Source organism: Acetobacterium paludosum (assembly GCF_008086595.1).
In the GTDB taxonomy this organism is placed as follows: Bacteria; Bacillota; Clostridia; order Eubacteriales; family Eubacteriaceae; genus Acetobacterium; species Acetobacterium paludosum.
This window is the reverse complement of sequence record NZ_RXYA01000014.1, coordinates 100,651-124,406: the sequence shown is the minus strand read 5'-3', so window position 1 is coordinate 124,406 and position 23,756 is coordinate 100,651. Positions and strand designations below refer to the sequence as shown.

The following is a 23,756-nucleotide window of genomic DNA, read 5'->3' as shown; positions in this document are numbered from 1 at the left end:
AAGGAAGGTGCATGGCATGGATTTTTTACAACAGTTTGAAAAACGGATGGAGTTTATTGCAGTGGTTGATTCGATTGTAAATCGCCGCAACACCTCGCCCGAAATAGAAAATCTGCTGAGTAAAGTTGAAATTGACAATCTGCTGCTATCAGTGCTTGTTTTTATTATGGAGGTTACCCTGACAGAAGACCAGGAGTGCACCATTGATTCAATCGCCGAATTTTTAAAAGAAATTTTGCCCTTTTATGAGAAACAACTTGCCACTAGTGATATTGAAACCCTGACACGATATCTGATAAAGGATATTCTCCAGAATAAAAGCCAAATTAGAGCGTACACGGTGATGGATTATGACAAAGGGGCACAACGAAATATTCCGGTGCGGCTTATTCGAGACAAGGAAACCGACGAGGGATTAGTTGTCTATGAGCTGACATCCCAGGGTTATAATTTTATGTTTCGGACAAAGGAAATTGACGAAGAATTAGGGTTTGAACTGGAAACGGTGAAACTCAATCTGCTGATCAAAAAAAAGAATTATCGAAAAGCGGTGGCTCAAAGTCTTGAACTGATTCGCATGCTGCAAAGCAAAAGAAGGGATCTCCAGCAATTTGAGGATAACCTTCGGAATAATATCGCTTCCGTCTCCGGCTTGGATTATGACAACATGATTGTGGAAATCAACAACATGCTCCAGCAGGAATATGAGTCGATGATTGAAATCAACAACATGATTAATCTGGCCAAACAAAGACTGCTTGAGGAAGAAGAAAACCAGGGGCGCAGCGATGAGAAAATAAGACAGGCCAAAAAAGATGTGATTCAGATTTCAAAAAATGTAGAACGGGCACTCAAGTATCAAAGACGTTTACTGGTCGAAAGTAAAGCGATGAAGTCCCTTTATCTGGATCAGCTTGAGGATTCCATCGCTTATACGAAAATAAAAGTTTATGATTTTGAAAAAATGATTCTAAGGCCGCTCGAAATGCTTGCTAGCGGTTCTTCCAGAAGCAGCGTCAATATCACCAATAAACTGCTGCGACCGCTGTTTATACCGGAACCCCAGCGGACTCTGAATTTAAAAACTGTTTATGACGAACAGTCCCAGGTACGAGAAATTGATGAAGAGGGGCAGGGGGTTGAACAGGAAGAAGTGGAAGAGGATAATCAACCACTGATTAATGAGGGACGAAATCGGAATCACACGCGAATTATCAAGCAAATGATTAAATTTGCATCGGCTCATCCGGATGGCTTTGCATTTTCGCAGTTTTTTGAAACGCTGAAAGCAGATCCTCATTTTCACGATATGGTGGCAAACCGCATGCTGTACCTGGTGATGCTCAAACTGTTTGAAGAAGGGGAAGTGGATATTAACCTCTGGTTGGAAGATGAAAACAACGTCGTTCATGAAGCCAATGGTGAGTTTGATCTGGCCTATTGTCTGAGTGCGGTGCTGGTGCAAAAAGAGCATTATTATGATGTCGGACGAATAAGAATTGAAAAAACAGATGAGGAATTCAGCCATATACAAGTCTTTGATCAAAAGAGTGGTTATGAAGAACGCATCACAATGAATGATTTCAGATTTGAGGTGGAAATGAATGAATCGCGCATTACAAATTTATAAAAAGCTGCTGAGTGACGGTCAGATAAATGATAAAGTCGATCCGGAATTTTACACAAACTATAAGGACCCTGATGTCAGAGTCCTGCTTACGGAGTTTGAAAAAGAATTGGGATTTAGAATAATTGAAGCCAAGCATACCGTTTATCTGGTGCCTAATTCTGATAATGATCTGTTAAGTTTCAGATTGAAGGATATCAGGGAGTCGATTTCGTCCTCGGCCAGGCAGGTTGATGCGTTTTTGCAATGCTACATCATCATGGTCATTCTGCATTTATTTTTTGGTGGCAAAAACTATGATCCGAAACAAATTGAATTTTTACAGATCAAGGACATTGTTCAGAAACTGGATGAAAAGTTTGATACGGCTTCCGAGGGGAAAATGGATGAACTGGAGGAAAGATATTCCCTGAATTTCCGGCATATGGCCAATCAATGGCGTGCGAAAGCCGCTGTCCAGGATGGGAAACGAACGACAAAAAATGAAATAGTGCTCAAGGCCTGCCGGTTGCTGATACGCCAAAAATTAATGGATTTTCGCGACAATGAGAGAGAAATCAAGACGACAAAACGGCTGGATGATCTGATGCGCTATTATTATCTGGATGAAAAGAGAGTGGCGGAAATAACTGCTATTTTCCAGGAGGATGAGAAAGATGCCGAAAATTAATCGCATCAGAATCAGCAATATAACCTTTGACAAAAAACGCATTATCGATGAATTATATTCGACTTCAGATGGTGAAAATGTGCTGATTAATCTTGCCAATGGCAGCGGTAAAAGCGTTCTGGTGCAACTGATGCTTCAGACTATTTTACCGAAGGTGAAAATACATGGCCGCAGTGTGGAATCTTACCTGCCTTCAGACCGGTCCACGGCCTACGTAATGCTGGAGTGGAAGTTGGATAATACGGTTCAGCCGGCTTATTTTTTAACCGGCATTGCGATGTGCCTGGGCGGGAACGACGAGAATAACTCAAGGCTTAAATATTTCACGTTCACCAATGATTATACCCAGGCAAATGAATTTGATATTGCCAATATCCCCTTGATTGAAAAGACTGGCAAGTTTCACAAATACTGTTCCTATGAAACCGCCATGAAATTAATGCGACAATCAGAAGAAAGCCGGGTCCGCTACTTTCCATCCGATTTGGGTGAAGACTACCGAAAGCACCTTGCCCAACACGGCGTTTTTACGAATGAGTGGAAAATTATAGCCAGGATCAATGAACAGGAGGGCGGCGTGGATGAGCTTTTTAAAAAAAGCAGCACCTCAGATAAATTAGTTGATGACTGGATTCTCAAAACGATCACGGACAGTATGGAGGCGTCAAACGATCTCCAGGAAATGTTTGTTGCGCTGATGAAGGCAGTAATGGAAGAAAATGAAAATATTAAAAATAAGGAATTGCTGACAAACTTCAATGACCACCTGGTCGAATACGAAAAAAAAGTTGGTGATCTGCTGGCCTCACTCACCAAAGCGGAAGATCTTGAAACACAGTTTAAGGAACTCTATCATTATTGCCAAAAGCAGGGTGCTGATGCACAACAAAAAATTCTTGCGTGTCATGAAAAACTAAATGAAATCCGAATTCAGGAAGAACATATTAAATATGAAAGGATTTCTGAAGCGTATTATGAAAAAAGGCATAACTTTAGCAATTTAATGGAAAGTCTGGAAGATCGGAAACAGGGGTTGCTGGATGCCAGTGAAAGACACCGGTGCGATAAACGAACAAGAGAAATCTATGAAACCGCCGAGATCTCACACGATCTAGATATCAGCAAAGGCGAGCTGTCGCTCTGGATTCAACGGCAGGAAGCATTAAGCAGTGAGGAACGCAGTGAAAAACTTCAGAATATTGGCTATACCTTATCAGAGGTCTATCAACAACTCAAGCGGACTATTCAGAAACAGCGGGATGAAAATAACAATTGCTTGATGACAACAAAATCTACTGAAACGGGACTCATTAATCGGATTAACCAAATCACTGGGGAGCAGATGGAAAATCATAACGCGTCAGGCTCACTCGCAGCCAAATGCAAAAGCTTTAAAAATGAAGAAGAAAAAATCTTTCGTGAGTTGAAAATATTTATCAACCGGCTTTTGAACAATCGCTTAGATGAATCAGAAGTGGCGAGTCAGCGGGAAAAATATGACGATCTCATCCAGAAAAATAATGATGATTACCGCGATCTTAAAAATAGACAGGATATAGTCAAGCAACGGATTTCAGAGCTTGATGAAGCCCTGGTGGACGATAGACAACAGTTAAATACTGCTGAAAAGAATTCTGAAATGCTGGCCCTGGATAAAAAACGATATCTTGAAAAAAGGGTGGTTCTGCTTGAAATCCTTTCTGAATATGAAATTGGGCCGGAGCGGGAATTCAGCAAAGCCTTCAATAGTCAGGATGTAAAAGAGCGAAAACGGGATTTGAATGTGGTGTATCAGAAGTTGGGCAATCGCATTGAAAAACAAAAGGAATTAATGGCCGCGTTGGAAAAGGGTATTATTCACACGTCAACAGACCTGACGGAGCTTTTCCAAAAAGAAAACATTGAATTTGAAACGGGGGAACAATACCTGAATAAAGAAACCGAAGGCCGCCGAAAAATGCTCCTTCAAAAAAATCCGGTAATACCCTATTGTTATCTGGTTGGGAAAAACGAATTGGAAAGGGTAATGAACTTAAAACTATCGGAGCCGATGATGCGTATCATTCCGATTCTATCCTTTGAAGACATTGAAACAGATCAGCAGCCAGTCAATGAGTTTGTCAGGTGGAATAAGGGTGTTTTGGCCTGTCATTATCTTGAAAAGTGCTTCAATACCGATCAGCGACAGAAATTTAAAACCCAGATTGAGAATGCGCTGGCAACCATGGAAAGCGAGCAAAAGAATCGTGAAACGACCCTGACTCAAATCAGCCAGGATTTAATAGCAATTGCGGAGTATCCCTATGAAAAGGGCTATTTGAAAGCGGTTGAGGATCAATTGGCGGCGATTCGCAAAGAAATAATCGCGTTAAATACCGGTTATGACGTATTAGCAGCAGAAAAAAGAGCACTTACGGAAGAGATGAACGATATTCCCGACCGCCTTGCTCGGTGTCAGCAGGATCAGGACCTATTAAAGCGTCAGCAATTGTCATTTGAATCATATCTCTTAATGGACAAACAGTATGGACTTGATTTCAGTCAACATGCGGCGGTCCAACAGCGTCTGCTGGATTTGGAAAAAGAGAAAACCCGTTTAACTAACCAGAAAGAAACAGTGCTCAAAAAAATAGGGGAATTTGAAGAACTGGAGCGCGGATATCAGACAAAGAGTGAGGAATACAAGAAAAAAATCAATCAGTTTTCAAACTTTAAAAATGGTGAGCTCTTGAATGATGATGTTGTCATTCTTGAACGACAATTTGAAGATCTGCAAAGCGAAAGAAGCAGCACGAAACAGGAGATAGACAGGAACATTCAGAAAATCAATCAAGATATTTCTAAACATCTGCATAAACTAATGCGATTTAATCATATTTCACCGGAAGAATACATCGATATTATCCTGGATGACCTCACCTTTGATCGTCTGGTTAAGCGGGAAGACGAGGCCTCGACTGATCTTGAAAATGCTAAGAATGAACAATCAAAGGCTGAAACTAGCGTCAGGGTTGCCGAAGTAAAGGTTGAAGCTGAAAGTAAAAGACTCACAGAAATAGGCCATGAAGCGCCGTTGCCGATGGATGAAATAAAGGGGAATTACCTTAACCGCAAAAAAGATTTGGAAACTCAGGCACAGGAAATCAGCGGCCAGGAGCATCACCAGCAGGGCAGAAAAACGGGATATGAAAAAAAAATAGCAGCGGTTGAAAAAATCATCGAAATACCAGAGCATTTATGCCCCTTGCGGTTAAGCAATGAGGCGTATGAAAGCCTTGATATTCAAACGATGTCGAAAGAAATAAAAGAAACCAGAGACAATAACAATAACCTGCAAAGAGAACTCTTTCAGAATTACCTGACAATAAAAAGTGAATACGAAGGAAAACATTCAATCATCAGTTCCTTAATGGCTAGAATGGATACTTCGGGGTTGAAGCTAAAGTTCGAGGATTATTATTTTGTCTACGAAGAATTAACTAATTCAAGAAAAAGATTGAATGATTATCTCCTTGTTATTGAAAGTGCTTTGCGCACCATCGATGAGGATACGAAACATATCAACCAACATGCCATTGAGCATGGCAAAAAAATCCATCAGGAAATGATCCTGATTGCCAAGTCGGCAGCGGTCAAGCTTGAAGGGCGAAGAACCGCTCAGCCGATGCTTTCACTTGATATTCCAGAACAGCTGGACAATTATTATGGGGATCGGATGAAGGAGCATATTGCCTACTGTGTGGAAATCATCCGGAAAGAGTGCGAAAGCAGCGACAACATCGAAGAAATTGTCCGAAAGAAAGTGAAAATACTTTTTTCGGATCGAAAGATTTTTAATATTATCATTGACAAGGAATCACTTAAGGTCAAGTTGTACAAAGCGGATATCAGCGTTGCCGCAAGTGAACTGCGGTTATGGGAAGAGGTGCTGGTAGGAAACTCCGGGGGGCAAATGTTTATTTCATGTTTTGCCATGATCTCTGCCTTAATTGATTATACTCGAAACAAAGCCATGGAAAGCAGCGGCTTTGAAAAGTATGAAGCCAGCAAGGCTTTTATCATTGATAATCCTTTTGGTAAAATGTCGTCATTTCATTTACTTGATGTGCTACTGAAAATTGCTGAAAAATTTAATAGTCAAATGATTTGCCTTTCCGATCTTAGTCAAAGTTCGATCACCACTATATTTCCGGTCATTTATCAATTAAAACTGCAAAAGGCAAAATACAGTAATCAAGCATATCTTCAAACGACTGATTCCCATACCAGAAATGATGTTTATCGCAATGAAAAACTGGAACATGCTTTCCTGAAATCTAAACAAGTTCAAATAAATTTATTTGATTTTTGATGATGATAGATTTTTTCTGATTAAAAAAAAGAGGATGATATTATGATGTTGTGTAACTCATTTATTATCAGTGTTATTGTTATTACACTAGTACCATTAATTATAAATATATGGTATGCTCTTTATAGATTGGGATCATGTGATTTAAACGTTTATATTATAAACGGTAGAAAATAATTTTATAAATCAGGAAACTAGGAGGAAGTATTTTATGAACATTATTGCCATCAACGGCAGTCCCAGAAAAAATGGAAATACAGCGATTCTGCTCGAAAAAGCGCTGGCAGGCGCGGCTTCAAAGGGTGCCCAAACCGAGCTTATTGACCTTTATGATCTGAACTACAAAGGCTGTATCAGCTGTTTTGCCTGCAAGCGAAAGGGCGGCAAGAGTTACGGGAAGTGTGCGGTAAAAGACGATCTTTCGGCGATTTTCGAAAAGATTGAAAAGGCCGATGCACTGATTCTGGGTTCGCCGATCTATTTCGGCGAAATTACCGGGGAAATGCGTTCATTCCTGGAACGGTTGTTTTTCCAGTACCTGGTTTACGACAGTGACCACTCGGTGCTGTTCCCGAAGAAAATCAAAACCGGGTTCATCTTCACGATGAACGCACCCGAGCAGGCTTTGAAAGAAATAAAATATGACATGAAATTCAAAGGGTATGAAGGCATTCTTACGCGGTTCTTCGGCAGCGCAAAAACGCTGGAAGCCACGGATACCTGGCAGTTTGATGATTACTCGAAATATGAGGCAACGGCTTTCAATGTCGAGGCCAAGGCCCAGCGCCGTCGGGATGTTTTCCCACAGGACTGTCAAAAAGCCTTTGATTTGGGCGTCGAACTGATGGTCTGAAAGGGTTGTAAACAAAAGTGATTCTGAACGGAGTGTCCTCTGCTCAGAATCGTTTTTTATGGATGTGATCAGAGGGACAGATCTGTCGTGCAGACTCCATTGGTTAGAACACGAAAGAACCGTCCCTTCATGCTTAGAATAAATGAATTTCACCGCGAGGAGGTTGAAAGATGACCTTAGATATCAAAACAATTGTCCTGATCAATTTGATCGTCAGTCTCGTTAATATCGGCGTCATTGCGATCATCTGGAATCAATACAAAAAGGTTTTTAACGGTCTGAGTTTTCTGCTGGCAGATATGATATTGCAGTTTGTCGGTTTTTTACTGATTGCTTTCCGTGGTGTCATTCCGGATTTATGGTCCGTGGTGGTGGCCAATTCGTTTGTGGTCATCGGTTCTTTTTTTGTCTTGAGGGGGCTGGAACAATTTTTTAATACCGCCCGAAGAAACATCCATAACTACGGTCTCATTACAATTTTTGTGGTTGTCCTAAGTTATTTCAGTCTGATTCAAAATAATTTGGTGATTCGCGAAATCGTTATTTCAGTCATGCTGATCGTCATGAATAGTCAATCCGTCTGGTTAATCTTTCACCGGATCGACCGACCATCCCGAGCGATTGCTAAAATAACCGGTATTTTCCTGGCGGGGTATGTTTTAGTCAGTGCGGCACGGTTTGTTTTTTTGATGATTTACACGCCAGAGACCAGCGAGTTTTTCAAAACCGGACTGGTGGATGCCCTGGCCCTGATTTCCTATCTGACGCTGAGTATTTTAATCATCATGAGCTTCAGCAATATGGTCAGTCGGCGGCTGTTTGAAGAGGTTCAAACCGAAAAAGAGAAATATAATGCCACCTTTAATTCCTCACCCTATGCGATCATGCTGACCCGCTTGTCAGACGGCAAGATTTTTGAAGTCAACGCCGGTTTTGGGTTGATCACCGGATATGAACCCTCTGAAGTGATTGGCAAAACCAGTCTCGAAATAGGTCTGTGGGTCAGTGTCGCGGATCGGCGGGTGATGACCTATGCTTTAGCTGAGGGGAATGAGGTGAGTCATTTCGAAATGCAATTTCAAGCCAAGAATGACCGTTTGATCACGGGGCTTGTTTCATCAAAAATCATCATGGCCCACGGTGAAAAATGCCTTGTTATCAGTATCAGTGACATCACTGAAATGAATGAGATTAAGAATCAATTATTGGAACTGGCAACCCACGACAGTTTGACCGGTTTGTCCAATCGGATGCTCTTTTATGATCGCTTTGAGATGGCCAAAGCAAATGCCCAGCGAAACAATCATAAAATTGCGGTGATTTCATTGGATGTTGATCATCTCAAAGACATTAATGATGGCTTTGGCCATGATGCTGGGGATAAAGTATTGGTGACCATCAGTGACCGGATTTCGGCGATCTTGCGAAAAACCGACACCTTTGCTCGCTTTGGTGGCGACGAATTCATGATTCTGTTAACCGAAATTGATACCAGTACGGTTGTCGCGCAAATGACCGACAAAATTCTGGCTGCTGTCGCAGCGCCAGTTGATCTCGGGAAGGACCAGATTCAGGTTACTGCCAGCATCGGGATTGTCCTTTACCCGGATGATGGCAGTGAGATTCAGGTACTGATCAAAAAATCGGACCAGGTGATGTATCAGGTTAAGAACAATGGCCGGAACAATGCCCAATTTTACCAGGCCCCAGTTGCAGGCCGTTCATGAGGAAACCGTGCCGGCGGATCAGGGCGCAGATGTGAGCTGCCTGAGACTCTTTAGGTAAATCGGTACCAATTGAAAAGATTAAAGCCATCGAAACCTTACGGTTAACGATGGCTTTTTTAGGTGCCATTTTTTTACATTTATTTTGTGGATATATCACCCAAGTGACGAATGAAAATACGCTGATAATGTCAAATATGTCGGCAAAGCGGTTATTTATGTCGAGTACGGTTATCGGGTCTGTTTATCTGATAGGATTATCTCTATGTAAAAATTTACTTTAAAAAGTGCGGCAAATAAATCAGCATGGCCTTAAAAATAGTGCTATTTTTCAAAAACGTTGCAATGAAGTGAAAAATTCAGGAGGAAATGACATGGAGATTAAAAAAACATTCAGCAAAACAATGGGAAAGAGAATTTTGGCACTGCTGCTAACGGTGGTCATGGTGACCGGGCTGTTGCCGCCAATGACCATGCCGGTACAAGCGGACGGCGAGGTTTACGGCGTGCTGCAAAGTAACGGGACGATCTATGAAACCAATGCCGGCAATACAGATCCAACCGCAACGGTAATCGCTGATAAAACGACCGTGACCCATCTGTTTGTGGCCACTGGGGTAATGGAAATTAAGGCGGAGGCGTTTAGCAACTGCTTTAAGTTAACTGCTGTTGATTTGTCAGACGTAACTACAATTGGTGAAAAGGCATTTTTTTATTGCACTGGATTGACCGACGTCGATCTGTCAAAGGTAACCTCAATTGGTGTCAAGGCATTTTCATATTGCGCTAAATTAACGATGGAGAAGCCAATGTCAGCGGTAACCTCAGTGGGAGAAAATGCCTTTTATGGGTGCAGTGGATTAACCATAGTGAACCTGCCATTGGCAACATCAATTGGACAAGCCTCATTTTCTAATTGTACTAATTTAACAAAGATCGAACTACCCGGGGTAACATCTATTCCGCAGTGGGCATTTGAAAAGTGCACTAAATTAACCGACATTGATCTGTCAAAGGTAACTTCAGTTGGTCTCCAGGCGTTTTCTGATTGCAGTAACTTAAAAGCAGTCGATCTGTCGGCGGTAATATCAATGGGTGAGGGTGCATTTAGAGAATGTACACGTTTAGATAATGTGCAGATGCCTAAGGTAACATCAGTTTCTAATGGTGCATTTTTTAATTGTCGGGGATTAACTACGGTGGACCTGCCGGCGGTAACCACAATTGATGTTTGTGCATTTAAAGATTGTCGCATTCTAGTTAATGTGAGCATACCTAAGGCAACATCGATTTCTACGGGTGCATTTAAAGATTGCAGAGCTTTAGCTAACCTCACCGTCGGAGCTACCCCACCTACTGTAGGCACCGATGTGTTTTATGACTGTCCATGCACCAACCTCATAATTGTCGGCGGCAACACGCCTGAGGCCATAGCAGCATACGAGGCAGCTGACACCAGTACTCCCAATGGTTATTGGTATAGTTGGGCATTATCCTATCCACTTACGGTAACTAAGGGAACAGCAAGCGGGGACTATCGTACCGGCACAACGGTCACGATTACGGCGGACACACCGGAAGCAGGTTATCGTTTCACGACATGGACACCTGAAGGCAAAGGTAACGGCGTCACGTTTATTGATGCGACGGATATGACCACGACCTTTATTATGCCAGGGAAGATTACCGGCGTCACTGCCAATTATGAGGCCATTCCGGTAACCAACATCAGCTTTGATGCCAACAGCGGCGCAGGCGACATGACACCACAGCAGATCAGCGCAGGCAGTCCACAGTCCCTTACTAAAAATACATTTACACGTGTTGGCTACAGCTTTAAAAACTGGAACACCAGTGCCGACGGCAGCGGCACCTCCTACGCCGACAGGGCGCAATTTACTGCATCCGACACAGAAAGCGTTGTCCTGTATGCCCAGTGGACTGAAACCACACCGGCAGAACCAGGCTACGGTGTTCTAAGAAGTGATAAAAAGGTCTATGCTACCAATGCGGACAATACCAAAACAGACGGATTGGCAATCGATATAGCGACTGTTCAAGCAACCGTGACACACCTGTTTGCGGCAGATGATGTCAAATCAATTGAAGACTCGGCATTTTGTAATTGTGAGGTTTTAACCACCGTTACGATGCCAACGGTAACCGCAATTGGTAAAGAGTCATTCAATGGCTGCCAGGCGTTAACCAGTGTCGAAGTGCCAGCGGTAACCTTAATCGACGAGGGGGCATTTTCTATGGATGACGCATTGGTTCATATCAATATGGCAGCGGTAGAAACAATCAATACCGGCGCCTTTGCTAACTGTGAAAAAATGGAAACAGCTGAGATGTCGGCGGCAACCACAATTGGCATCGCTGCATTTGCTAACTGCAGGGTTTTAACAACGGTAAAAATGCCTCTGATCACCTCAATTAACGACCAGTTATTTATAAATGATAAAGCCTTAACCACGGTGGAAATACCGAAGGTAACCTCAATCGGGGCTGCCGCATTTGCTGGTTGCAGAGCCTTAACCACGGTGGCAGTGCCAACGGTAACCGCTATCGGTATGGAAGCATTTTCTCAATGCCTGCTATTGAGTAACCTCACCGTGGGGGCAACCCCACCAACGGTTGACAAAGATGCGTTTAAAGCATGCAAACCCACCAATCTCACCATTATCGGCGGGAACACGCCTGGGGCTATAGCCGCATACGAGGCCGCTGATACCAGTATTCCTAATGGTTACTGGTATGGCTGGGCATTATCCTATCCACTTACGGTAACTAAGGGAACCGTAAGCGGCGACTATCGCACCGGAACAACGGTTACCATTACGGCGGCCACACCAGCAACCGGACAGCGATTCACAAACTGGACGGTTGCGGGTGACGGTGTTACGTTTACTAATGCCGCCGCTGCAACCACAACCTTTACCATGCCGGGGAATGCCGTCGCAGTGACTGCCAATTATGAGGCCATTCCCGTAACTAGCGTCAGCTATGCTGCCAACGGCGGCACGGGCGACATGATATCACAACAGATCAGCGCAGGCAGTCCCCAGAACCTGAGTGTCAACACATTCACACGTGCTGACTACAGCTTTAAAAACTGGAACACCAGTGCCGACGGCAGCGGCACCTCTTACGCCGACAGTGCACAATTCAGTGCATCCGTTGCAGAAAGCATCATCCTGTATGCTCAGTGGACCGACAACAAAAACACGTTCACGGTGTCGGGAACGGTTGCGGACAGCAATAGTCAGCCGGTGTCTGGTGCCGAAGTTAAGCTGATGCAGGGCAACGCTCAAATCGGCGTAAGCGTCACCACCGATGAAAACGGGGGCTTTACCATTAATAACGTGCCCAATGGCAACTATAATCTGGTGGTCAGTAAGGGCGCTATTGTGGTGACCACCCTTGTCACTATCAATAATGCCAATTATAGCATTTCAAGTACCATCATTTTGCCAGCCGGAACGATGAACAGTGAGGTTGAGGTGAAAGCAGACACGCCGGAAATTGTTGTCGGAAATCTTGAAAAGCAGTTTACCGATGCTGATAAAAAATCAGCAGCAAAGGGAGATTTAGTCGAGATCAGGTTTGCAGCTGAAGCAAAAGACGAAACGGCACCAAATGCAGGGGCTATAACTGCCGCTGCCGCTGCGGCAGCAACTGGAAGAACTGTGGGGATGTTTATTGATTTTTCCGTATTGAAAACAATTGGTTCGTCCACACCAGCAACAGTCAGCGAACTGCCTGATCTGATTGAGGTATTGATCCCGCTTGATCCTTCGCTTCAAGGCAAAACAGATTATGTCATTTATCGCTACCATGGTATGGATGTCAATATGATTACCACAACAGCGAATATTGACGGCGAGAAAATTGAGCTGATTGACGACGGCAAAACCATAAAACTGACCGCCAAAAAATTCTCCACCTACGCTGTTGCGTATGATGAGACTGTTCCAACGCCTGTTCCGGTTAAAACATATACCCTAACCTACAACGAAAACGGTGGGATTGGCACTATGTCGGAACAGGTCTTTACCGAATCAATGAAACAAGCACTGGTTAAAAATACCTTTGACCGCACCGGCTATACTTTTGTCGGCTGGAATACCAAACAAGACGGTACCGGCACCGCCTATGCCGACGGGGCGGACTTTACTGCAGCAGCAACGTCAACCCTGTATGCCCAGTGGATCAAAAACGAAATCACGGTCCCAGATGGCGTCACTTATCGCACCCATATCCAGAATATCGGCTGGGAAAACACCTGGGCAGCTGACGGTACGCGTGCCGGAACCGAGGGTCAGAGCCTGCGCCTGGAGGGGATTGAGATTAACCTCACCGGGGATAATCTGCCAGCCGGGGCTCACATTGAATACCGTACCCATATCCAGAACAGCGGCTGGGAAAATACCTGGACATCGGAGGGTAATATCGCCGGTACCGTGGGCCAGAGCCTGCGGCTGGAAGCGATTCAGATTCGGCTGGTGGATATGCCAGGGTATTCGGTGCAGTACCGGGTCCATGTTCAGAATGACGGCTGGGAAACAAAATGGTCTGCCGACGGCGAAAGTGCCGGAACCGAAGGTCGGAGCCTGCGCCTGGAGGCCATTGAAATTCGGCTGGTTAAAACAAATGACTGAGTGCCACTCGGAAAAAAACGTTAATAACAAAACGGAAGATCCCTGCTTAGAGTTAAACTCAAGCAGGGATCTTCCGTTTTGAATTATGCGCTTTCCGATCATTTTGTCCGATACCTGGGCATTTACAGGTAAACCAGATCCCCATTGAAAAGATAAAAAATGACCTTCAGATGGAGACATCCAGTACAAATAGATCTCCTTCAATGTTGCAAGTAATAAAGCCGCCGAGAGACTCTGCCGCGTCTCGGATGCTCAGGAGGCCATAGCCGTGGCCGGGAGTTTTCTTGGTGGATTGCGGGACCTTGCCGTTCATGATAATCTCGTTGTTGAAGCGATTGGTAACTCGAAACAGAAAACGGCGCTGCTTTGTTTTGATTTGTAATTGAACACTACGCTGCTCAGGCAGTAGTTTTAGTGAGGCTTCCAGTGCATTTTGCAGCGCATTATTTAGGGCCATGCACATTTCCACCTGGTTCAGCACCATCCGGCCCGCCTGGATATCGTATTCGAAGGTCGTATTGTTGGCCCAAAAAAGTGCGGCATAGTTTGTGACCACGGCGTTAAGATAAGGGTCGTCGGAATACAGCTTTTTCTGATGGCTTTCAGCGTAATCTCCGAGGCTGTCGAGGTAGTGGACAGCCTCGTCTCGGTTATTCTCTTTAAGCAACTGGGCGACAGTGCTCAGGTGTCCGTTCATATCGTGCTTCATCCGGTGCAGCTCCTCCTGATTATGAAGCTGGGCTTCATAATACCGTTGCTGTGCTTCCTTCTCAAAAACCAGCCGATTCGAGGCGGATTTCAGTTCCAGATGTTTCATGGTGGAAATCATGTTGTAGAGATACAAAACGAGGACTGCCAGGGAAAAGAGGCAGACGGCGATCATGGCCCAGATGATTTTGATATCGGAATAGGGGTTTAATTCAAAGGCATAGTCCGAGCAGAAATCAATGATCAGCTTAGCAGAAAGTGCGAAGCCCGCCAGGGCGAACCAGTTATGACGTGGCAGCTCGGTTTGAATCAGCCGGCGGCCTTTTTCACGTAGTACCAGCCAGGATAAAAGTAAAATCACAGTGTACATCACCACCAGCATTAGTGCCGCCGACATACCTGTTTCCAGATCACCGCCAACCGCCGTACTTAGTGGAATGTGCAGAATAAAACCACAGAAGGTGAATAATCGGTTGAGAATGCCTTGAGTGAATAGAAAGGCCATCATCGCTCCCAAATCCTCCCGAAAGGCGATCAACACCATTATATCAATCCAATACCCGAGGCCGGACATCAACACGCTGTAGGAGCTGGGCTGATGAAACACTGCGGCAAACAGGACCGTCAGCAGCGGCAGGGAAAAGAAGGTCAGCGTCAGCATCGTCGGGTACAGCCACCATTTCCAGCGGGGCCGAAGAAAGCAGAAATACAGCAGCATCCCACCAATGGCAACGGTAACGGTACCGGGATTGTGCCATATCATTTCCCAGACATGTGTTAGATAGATCATTTTATGACTCCTTAAAAGTTACGAAACAAAAGTTCGTGATACTGGTTCCGGGCCTGTCCGGAGTAGCTTCGGGAAATAGGAATGCTGATGTCACCAAGGGTGAATTCACTGGTTGTCATAGCAGTTACCTGGTTCAAATTGACAATATAGCTCTGATGACAGCGCATGAAGCTTTCGGCGGGCAGTTGTGAGATAAAGTCGTCCAGTTTGCCATAGGATTTTAAAGTTTCACCGCTTTTCAGGTGAAAATTCACCGTGTGCTGTTTGCTCGAAAGATACAAAAGCTGGTTGCAGTGGATGGTATGCAGGCTGCCCATGAAAGGGATACGAATCACTTGATTTGCATCTTTGTTTAGCTGTTTCAGGGCCCGGCCCAGAACCTCGTTCAGCTTGTCTTCAGTCAGTGGTTTAATGAGGTAGTTGAAGGCATAAAGATCATAGGATTCCCGATAAAAATCATTACTGCTGCTGACAAAGATTAAAAGTGTTTCGGATTCTGTCATACGAATGTGTTTTGCCGCGTCAATTCCAGTCATTTCGGCCATAAAAATATCAAGGAATATGATGTCAAAACGAGCGCCGCTGTCAAAATCCCAGAGCAACATTTCACCGCTTTCATAGGCGGTGCACTTGCTGTCGGAATGTACTGATTTAATAAGCGATAGCAGACGCTGCCTGTCGCTGGGATTATCGTCGCATACCGCAATTTTTAGGGCCATTGAGTGTCACATCCTTCTTTGCTTTTCTTTAGTTTACCATAAAATCTGTTGATGATGCAAAATATGACGGCATGATCTATGAAAACAATGAAGGCAATACAGATCCAACCACAATCGTAGTGGTGGTGTTGATCAAATACCAGGCGGTATTCATCAGAAACCTTATTTTTATTTTAGAATATTATCACAAATGTTTTGAATTTAATTTTGCGGGTATATTAATTTGAAAGAATTATAGAAGAACTAGCAAAAGAACAAGGCGATTATATTTGGTTTGCGTTGCCCGGTAAAACTGGTAGTCTGGTTCAGGTTTTGCTGACCACGACCATGTCGGCAGTGCGGCTGTAAAGGCTAAAGAATTAGTAAATGCTTAACAGCTAAAAATAAGATTTTCAAATACTAGGAGGTATTACAATGTTGACAAAAAGACAGAATTTAATGGAAGTGATGAAAGGCGGCCATCCCGATCGCTTTGTCAATCAGTATGAATTTATGGAGCTGATTTTAGAAGCCCCGATGGATCTTCCCCTGGCGCCGGAACCAGGCACAAGAGTCAAAAATAAATGGGGCATCACGTTTGATTGGCCGGCAGATCAAATCGGCTCATTTCCGATGCATGATGACGAACACAAAGTAGTAAAAGATATTACCAAGTGGAAAGAAAGCGTGAAGGCGCCCTCTGTTTTTTATACCGATGAAGAATGGGCGGCGGCGGAAGCACATGCGAATGCTGTCGATCGTAAGGATAAATTTGTAACGGCATTTTGTGCCCCCGGTATTTTTGAAATGACCCATCATCTCATGAGCATGGAGGACGCCTTGATGGCACTCTATGAAGAATCGGAAGCCATGAAGGAACTGATTGCTTACGTTGTTGAGTATGAGCTGGCTTATGCAAAAGAATGCATTAAGCATATTCATCCCGATGCCTTATTCCATCATGATGACTGGGGCAGCCAGATTTCTACATTTATTTCACCGGCAATGTTTGATGAGTTTATTCTACCCGCTTACAAGAAAGTCTACGGCTATTGGAAAGCCAATGGTGTTGAAGTGATCGTTCATCACAGTGACTCCTATGCCGCAACCCTCGTTCCAGAAATGATTGAAATGGGTATCGATATCTGGCAGGGGGTGATGACAACCAACAAGGTGCCGGAACTCATCAAGAAATATGGTGGAAAAATCACCTTTATGGGCGATATTGACAGCGGCCGAGTCGATTTCCCCGGCTGGACCCGAGAAAAAATTTATGAAGATGCTAAAAAAGCCTGTGAAGAATGCGGTAAATTATACTTCATTCCCAATCTCAGCCAGGGGTTGAATATCAGCTCATTCCCGGGTGTTTATGAAGCAACCAGTGACGTGATCGACCAACTCACCAGGGAAATGTTTTAATAATTGAAGTACTAACTGCGGCTGCCGAATGGGGAAAGCGAAATTTACTGGAAACAGAGAAAATAATGTCTTGCTTTCAGATTAAATAAAACATATAATCTAATATACGAATATCAGACGGATAACTTAAAGCGATTGTTTCGAAGGAATGGAACAACCGCTTTATCATTATAATTTATTAATAAAAAAAGGAGAGCCCTCAGAAAAAAGACGCAGAGAACAAGAAAAAGAAAAAGAAAAAGAAAAAGAAATGGAAAACGAGAAAAAGAAAATGATAGCAGGAGGTTTTAGGAATGAAATGGTTTTATAACATGAAAATTACGGCAAAGCTGTTAACCGGATTTATTCTGGTGGCACTGGCGATCGGTATTGTGGGTTATGTGGGGATAACAAACATTAAAAATTTGGAAAACTCCGGCATGGAACTTTTTCAAAACAATACCGTTCCAATTGCACAGATTGGCGATATCTCAACAGCCTTTCAAAACATAAGCGTAGATGCCCGGGACATGATCGCTGCAAACGATCCCCAGAGTATTAAAGCCTTTGGCGATAAAATTGCCGAGGAAAGAGCAAAGATTGATACTGATGTCACTGAATTTGAGAAAACAATTAACTCAGATGATATGAAAACAGCCTTTCAGGGCTTTGTTGATTCTCGCAAGGTCTATGTACCTCAACTTGAGGCGGTGATGACGCTGGCCACCCAGAACCAGGATGCTGAGGCCACTGCGCTCTTAGCTGAGAATGGGGCAGCCGGAATTGGTGCCCGTGCGGAACTGGCGGCGATTTCCAAAATTGTTGCTATGAAAGTCGATGATGCCAAAGAAAAGGCTGACGCCAATACCGTCCTGGCAAACGGCGTGATCACCACCATGACGATGATTATGGCGGTGGGGATTATCTTTGCAATTGCCCTGGGTCTGCTCCTGAGTATCGCGATCAACCGGCCGCTGAAAAAAGCAGCAAATATGATCAAAGAAATGCGCCTGGGTCATTTTGGAGAACGCTTAAACATGGATACCCGGGACGAAATTGGGGAAATGGCCATTGCCATGGACGGATTGGCTGATGACCTTCAAAACGTGGTGATCGGTACCATGAATCAGATCTCCCAGGGGGATGTCTCGGCCAATATTGAAGTCCGAGATAACCAGGATGAGATTGCGCCGGCGCTTAAAAAGACCATCGAAACCATTCGCAGTCTGATTGCTGAAGCCACTATGCTGTCTAAGGCGGCGGTAGAAGGTAAATGGGATACCCGGGGCAATACTGATGCCTTTAATGGCGGGTTCAAAGAAATTGTTGAAGGGGTCAATGCCACTCTGGATACAGTGGTGGATAAAATGGTCTGGTACGAAGCGATTATCGATGCGGTGCCATTCCCCATTCATGTCACGGATAATAACATGAAATGGACCTTTATGAATAAACCATTTGAAGACAATATGATCGCCGGCAATGTCATTAAAGATCGGGATTCCGCCCGTGGCATGGACTGCTACAATGCCGGAGCAGATATCTGCCGAACCGAAGGCTGTGGGATTAGACGACTGGTTGATCAGGGATTAGCCGACAGCTATTTTGAATGGTGTGGCAAAAGCAATAAGCAGGACACCGCCTACCTCAAGAATACCAAAGGCGAAAATGTCGGCTTCGTGGAAGTCGTCACCGATCTGACATCAATGATTCGGGTCAGCGACTATACGAAAAATGAAGTGATACGATTGGAAAACAACCTGATTCTTCTTTCCCAGGGGGATGTTGCTTTTGATATGAATATCGGTCAAGCCGATGAATACACAACTGAAGTCAGTGCTCAATTTAACGAAATTGGCAATAGTTTGGCCGAAGTAAAAAGCGCCATTGGCAATTTGATTAATGATGCCACCATGCTGGCTCAGGCCGGAATTGACGGCAAACTCGATACCCGGGCGGATGCCGGCAAACATCAGGGCGAGTTTGCCCGGATTGTTGACGGGGTCAATGCCACCCTGGATGCCGTAGTTGCACCGGTTCAGGAAGCCTCAGCCACCTTGAACGAACTGGCCCGGGGAAATTTGAACACCGGAATGGTCGGCAATTATCAGGGTGATTACACGGTCATTAAGGACGCTATGAACCAAACTGTGGACTTCCTCAAAAGCTATGTGGATGAAATCACCCGAACCCTGGAAGAAATCGGCCGGGGCAACCTGGATCAGAATATCACCCAAGACTATCTGGGCGACTTCGAGGCCATTAAAACAGCCCTGAATGAAATCACCACCAACCTCAGCACCACCATGTCGGATATTAACATTGCCGCCGGTCAGGTTGAAATCGGGGCCCAGCAGATTTCTGATGGTGGGCAGGCGTTGTCCCAGGGTACTACCGAACAGGCCAGCTCCATTGAAGAATTGACCGCCTCGATTGAAGAGGTTGCCGGCGAAACCAAGAAAAATGCCGCCAATGCCAATCAGGCCAATGAACTGACCAACACCGTGCGATCCCATGCCGTTGAGGGCAATGAACAGATGAGTGAAATGGTCACCGCGATGGTGGAAATCAATGACTCATCCAAGAGTATTTCCAAAATCATCAAAGTGATCGACGATATTGCCTTCCAAACCAATATTCTGGCGCTGAATGCCGCTGTGGAAGCCGCTCGGGCTGGACAGCACGGTAAAGGCTTTGCGGTTGTGGCCGAAGAAGTCCGCTCGCTGGCCGCCCGCAGTGCGGAAGCCGCCAAGGAAACCACCGGCCTCATTGAAGGCTCAATTGAAAAAGTTGCAGCGGGTACAAAAATTGCCGACCAGACAGCGGAAAGCTTAAGAGATATCCTCGACCAGATTGAAAAAGTAACGACGCTGGTTGGGAATATTGCCCAGGCCTCCAACGACCAGGCCTCGGAAATCGCTCAGATCACCCAGGGGATCGAGCAGGTATCTCAGGTGGTGCAGACCAACTCCGCTACTGCCGAAGAAAGCGCCGCCGCCAGCGAAGAGCTTTCCGGCCAGGCGGAAATGCTGAAACAAATGGTGGATGCCTTTAAAATTAAAAACGCAAACACAAAAAGTTACCAAACAAAACCAGCGGTTTCCAAACCGCCAAAAACAAGAACCCCATCCCCGTCACAACCCATCATCAATTTAGATGATGACAGCGACAAATACTAGATCCGGTAAAATATTGAAGGTTTTCTCTGGTTTGCTGATGCAAACCGGGAGGCCTTCATTTTTTTGTTCTTTTCGGTAAAAAACTTGATGCTATTTCGCTGTTACAGCGAAATAGCATCATAGCAAGGCCTCCTTTTTTACTTCTTATGGCAAAGTTGATTGGTCTCAAATTTGCGAATAGTTTAATTCAACTCAATATAGAAAAATAAAACAAATATAATAAGATCTTAACTATTAATTATCTGATAAATGTGCTATCCTAATAAAGCAACAATGAAGGCAAACTGTTGTTTGAACAGATAGCGTTATTATCTGATAGCTACGAAAATATTTTATGCCATTAGGAGGGCAACACGATGAGATGGTTTTACAACTTTAAAATTCGAACAAAAATACTTTCGATTATCGGAATAGCTGTGATTGCGGTAGCGATACTGTTTTTTATTAGCTATTCAAGTATGAACAGACTGGGTCAATTACAAAATTCTGGAAATATATTAAGTGCAAACGCTGTGACTGCAAAAGATGCAATGTCATCTTTAGATCGATTAAATACAATATATGCCGATGTAGTCGTCAATCGTAATTTCGCAGAAAACCAAAAAGCATGGGATGACGCGAAGCAGAAGGAATTAAATTCACTGCAGTTTGTTAAAAATGTTGCCGATACTGAAGATGAAAAAAATTCAATAAATGCTGCTGAAAATGCTATGAATGCATATATTGCTATCTTTGAAAATCAAGCACTTCCGATAATAAAAGCAACTGGAGATACAACAGCAATCACACAATTAGATACTCAAATGGATTCGCTGAGGAATCAATATCAGGATCAAATGACTAAAGTAAGTGATTCAATCACGCAGGAATCAGCAAATGGTGATAATCAATTTGATGCTTTAGTAGCTGCAACTTTACAAATATTTATTGCCATTTCAATTGTGCTTCTAATTGTTTTGATCGGTTCAGGAATCTATATCGCTCAGATCGTCAGCCAGACAATTAAAAAAGCGGAATACATGATTAAAGAAATGCGTAAGGGTCATTTGAGCGAACGATTAAACATAGATACCCACGACGAAATTGGGGAAATGGCTATGGCCATGGACGGTTTAGCTGACGACCTTCAAAAAGTGGTGATCGGTACCATGAACCAGATCTCCCAGGGGGATGTCTCGGCCAATATTAAAGTCAGGGATGACCAGGATGAAATTACACCAGCGCTTAAAAAGACCATCGAAACCATTCGGGCTCTGGTTGCCGATGCTAACATGCTGTCTAAGGCAGCCGTGGCAGGCCATCTGGACAAAAGAGGAAACATCGATGCTTTTAATGGCGGCTATAAAGAAATCGTTCAGGGCGTCAATGACACGCTGGATGCCGTGGTTGGTCCACTGCATGTGGCGGCAGATTATGTGGAAAAGATAGGACAGGGAAAAATTCCAGCTAAAATTACAGAAACGTACTATGGCGATTTTGATACCTTGAAGAACAGCATCAATGCCTGCATTGATGGATTGGGAGCATTAACCGAAGGAAACCGTATTCTCGGCAAAATGAGTCTGAATGATTATTCTGAAACAATTGAAGCCACTTATTCCGGCATCTACGGAGAAATCGCGCTGGCAATCAATGCGGTTCATGCGCGTCTCGACCGAGTTGTTGCTATTTCAACCCATATCGCCGATGGGGATATGACTGATCTGGATGCCTTAAAACAAATCGGCAGGAGAAGTGACAACGACACGTTGATCCCGAGCTTAGTGAGAATGATTGAGAACATAAAAAGTCTTGTCAAAGAAACCGAAGTTATGGCTAATATTGCTGTGGAAGGTGATCTTAGCAACCGTGGTGATGTCAGTAAATTCCAGGGTGAATTCGCCAAAGTCATCGGAGGCTTCAATCAAACACTGGATGCCGTTATCCAACCTTTACTTGAAGCAAGTGACACGCTGAATGAACTTTCAACCGGGAATCTCAGCACGGCGATGGTCGGTAACTACCAAGGCGATCATGCCCAGATAAAAAATGCTTTAAACAACACCATCGCATTTCTGAAACATTATGTGGATGAAATCACGAATTCGCTCGAACAAATGGGTCAGGGGAACTTTAATCAGGAGATTACTACTGACTATCTTGGCGACTTCCAGGCCATTAAAAATGCTCTTAATGAGATTACCACCAGCCTTAGCACTACCTTGTCGGACATTAATATTGCGGCCGACCAGGTGAAAATCGGCGCTCAACAAATATCCGACGGTGGGCAGGCGTTGTCCCAGGGTACCACCGAACAGGCCAGCGCCATTGAGGAATTGACAGCCTCCATTGAAGAGGTAGCCAGCGAAACGAATAAAAATGCCGCAAATGCCAATCAGGCCAATGAACTGACCAACACCGTGCGATCTCATGCCGTTGAAGGCAATGAGCAGATGAGTGAAATGGTCACCGCAATGGTGGAAATCAATGACTCATCCAAGAGTATTTCCAAAATCATCAAAGTCATTGATGATATTGCCTTCCAAACCAATATTCTGGCGCTGAATGCCGCCGTGGAAGCCGCTCGGGCTGGACAGCACGGTAAAGGCTTTGCAGTTGTGGCGGAAGAAGTCCGCTCGCTGGCTGCCCGCAGTGCGGAAGCCGCCAAGGAAACCACGGGTCTCATCGAAGGTTCCATTGACAAGGTGGCAACGGGTACAAAAATTGCCGACCAGACAGCCGAAAGCTTAAGAGACATCCTCGACCAGATTGAAAAAGTAACGACGCTGGTTGGTAATATTGCCCAGGCCTCCAACGACCAGGCCTCGGAAATCGCTCAGATTACCCAGGGGATCGAGCAGGTATCCCAGGTGGTACAGACCAACTCCGCCACCGCCGAAGAAAGTGCCGCCGCCAGCGAAGAGCTTTCCGGGCAGGCAGAAATGCTGAAACAAATGGTGGACGCCTTTAAAATTAAAGATTCAAAAGCAAAAGGTTCTTCTAAAAAAGAAGTGGTTTCCAAACCGCCGAAACCAAGAACCCCATCGTCGTCCCAGCCCATCATCAATTTAGATGATGATAGCGATAAATACTAGACACGGTAAAATATTGAAGGCTTTCT

The 23,756-nt window shown here is 44.4% G+C and carries 12 protein-coding genes; 10 read left to right on the top strand and 2 right to left on the bottom strand.

From position 1 onward, the window contains the following. Positions 1 to 16 precede the first annotated feature (16 nt). From FZC41_RS14205 to FZC41_RS14180, 6 genes are all read left to right on the top strand, one after another. On the top strand, positions 17 to 1,630 hold the full coding sequence (locus FZC41_RS14205) for a hypothetical protein (RefSeq protein WP_148568102.1): 1,614 nt from the start codon (positions 17 to 19) through the stop codon (positions 1,628 to 1,630). After that, positions 1,605 to 2,297 (top strand): DUF6063 family protein, encoded by a 693-nt coding sequence (locus tag FZC41_RS14200; protein WP_148568101.1) that lies wholly within the window; start codon positions 1,605 to 1,607, stop codon positions 2,295 to 2,297. Before FZC41_RS14205 ends, FZC41_RS14200 begins: the two co-directional genes overlap by 26 nt. Then, entirely contained in the window at positions 2,284 to 6,648 is a 4,365-nt protein-coding gene (locus tag FZC41_RS14195) for a sbcc family protein (protein WP_148568100.1), read from the top strand. Before FZC41_RS14200 ends, FZC41_RS14195 begins: the two co-directional genes overlap by 14 nt. A 211-nt stretch (positions 6,649 to 6,859) precedes the next feature. Further along, positions 6,860 to 7,501 carry a flavodoxin family protein gene (locus tag FZC41_RS14190; protein ID WP_148568099.1) on the top strand — a complete coding sequence of 214 codons (642 nt, stop codon included), beginning with the start codon at positions 6,860 to 6,862 and terminating at the stop codon, positions 7,499 to 7,501. A gap of 170 nt (positions 7,502 to 7,671) precedes the next feature. Further along, the gene (locus FZC41_RS14185; RefSeq protein WP_148568098.1) at positions 7,672 to 9,228 is read left to right on the top strand and encodes a sensor domain-containing diguanylate cyclase; all 1,557 of its coding nucleotides are present in this window, start codon (positions 7,672 to 7,674) and stop codon (positions 9,226 to 9,228) included. Positions 9,229 to 9,599: 371 nt separating this feature from the next. Next, complete coding sequence (locus FZC41_RS14180) at positions 9,600 to 13,883, top strand: leucine-rich repeat protein (protein WP_148568097.1); 4,284 nt, start codon at positions 9,600 to 9,602, stop codon at positions 13,881 to 13,883. 166 nt (positions 13,884 to 14,049) lie between these two features. Here the strand turns inward: FZC41_RS14180 and FZC41_RS14175 are convergent, their stop codons facing one another. Further along, positions 14,050 to 15,381, bottom strand: a complete 1,332-nt coding sequence (locus tag FZC41_RS14175) for a sensor histidine kinase (RefSeq protein WP_148568096.1) — start codon at positions 15,379 to 15,381, stop codon at positions 14,050 to 14,052. A gap of 11 nt (positions 15,382 to 15,392) precedes the next feature. Continuing rightward, entirely contained in the window at positions 15,393 to 16,100 is a 708-nt protein-coding gene (locus FZC41_RS14170; protein WP_148568095.1) for a LytR/AlgR family response regulator transcription factor, read from the bottom strand. 414 nt (positions 16,101 to 16,514) lie between these two features. On the opposite strand from FZC41_RS14170, the gene FZC41_RS14165 reads away from it, so the two are divergent. The 4 genes from FZC41_RS14165 (at position 16,515) to FZC41_RS14155 (ending at position 23,730) form a co-directional block, all read left to right on the top strand. Further along, positions 16,515 to 17,498 (top strand): uroporphyrinogen decarboxylase family protein, encoded by a 984-nt coding sequence (locus FZC41_RS14165; protein WP_148568094.1) that lies wholly within the window; start codon positions 16,515 to 16,517, stop codon positions 17,496 to 17,498. Positions 17,499 to 17,646: 148 nt separating this feature from the next. Next, on the top strand, positions 17,647 to 17,808 hold the full coding sequence (locus tag FZC41_RS17355; protein WP_170253998.1) for a hypothetical protein: 162 nt from the start codon (positions 17,647 to 17,649) through the stop codon (positions 17,806 to 17,808). After that, complete coding sequence (locus FZC41_RS14160) at positions 17,792 to 20,656, top strand: methyl-accepting chemotaxis protein (protein ID WP_148568093.1); 2,865 nt, start codon at positions 17,792 to 17,794, stop codon at positions 20,654 to 20,656. The genes FZC41_RS17355 and FZC41_RS14160 overlap by 17 nt, the downstream gene beginning before the upstream one ends. Positions 20,657 to 21,012: 356 nt before the next feature. Next, the gene (locus FZC41_RS14155) at positions 21,013 to 23,730 is read left to right on the top strand and encodes a methyl-accepting chemotaxis protein (RefSeq protein ID WP_148568092.1); all 2,718 of its coding nucleotides are present in this window, start codon (positions 21,013 to 21,015) and stop codon (positions 23,728 to 23,730) included. Positions 23,731 to 23,756: the final 26 nt, after the last annotated feature.

What these genes read in the sequence shown, in the direction of transcription:
- FZC41_RS14160 (WP_148568093.1), top strand. Translation starts at nt 17,792, where the DNA reads ATGAAATGGTTTTATAACATGAAAATTACGGCAAAGCTGTTAACCGGA.
- FZC41_RS17355 (WP_170253998.1), top strand. Translation starts at nt 17,647, where the DNA reads ATGGAACAACCGCTTTATCATTATAATTTATTAATAAAAAAAGGAGAG.
- FZC41_RS14170 (WP_148568095.1), bottom strand. Translation starts at nt 16,100, where the DNA reads ATGGCCCTAAAAATTGCGGTATGCGACGATAATCCCAGCGACAGGCAG.
- FZC41_RS14205 (WP_148568102.1), top strand. Translation starts at nt 17, where the DNA reads ATGGATTTTTTACAACAGTTTGAAAAACGGATGGAGTTTATTGCAGTG.
- FZC41_RS14175 (WP_148568096.1), bottom strand. Translation starts at nt 15,381, where the DNA reads ATGATCTATCTAACACATGTCTGGGAAATGATATGGCACAATCCCGGT.
- FZC41_RS14200 (WP_148568101.1), top strand. Translation starts at nt 1,605, where the DNA reads ATGAATCGCGCATTACAAATTTATAAAAAGCTGCTGAGTGACGGTCAG.
- FZC41_RS14195 (WP_148568100.1), top strand. Translation starts at nt 2,284, where the DNA reads ATGCCGAAAATTAATCGCATCAGAATCAGCAATATAACCTTTGACAAA.
- FZC41_RS14165 (WP_148568094.1), top strand. Translation starts at nt 16,515, where the DNA reads ATGTTGACAAAAAGACAGAATTTAATGGAAGTGATGAAAGGCGGCCAT.
- FZC41_RS14155 (WP_148568092.1), top strand. Translation starts at nt 21,013, where the DNA reads ATGAGATGGTTTTACAACTTTAAAATTCGAACAAAAATACTTTCGATT.
- FZC41_RS14180 (WP_148568097.1), top strand. Translation starts at nt 9,600, where the DNA reads ATGGAGATTAAAAAAACATTCAGCAAAACAATGGGAAAGAGAATTTTG.
- FZC41_RS14190 (WP_148568099.1), top strand. Translation starts at nt 6,860, where the DNA reads ATGAACATTATTGCCATCAACGGCAGTCCCAGAAAAAATGGAAATACA.
- FZC41_RS14185 (WP_148568098.1), top strand. Translation starts at nt 7,672, where the DNA reads ATGACCTTAGATATCAAAACAATTGTCCTGATCAATTTGATCGTCAGT.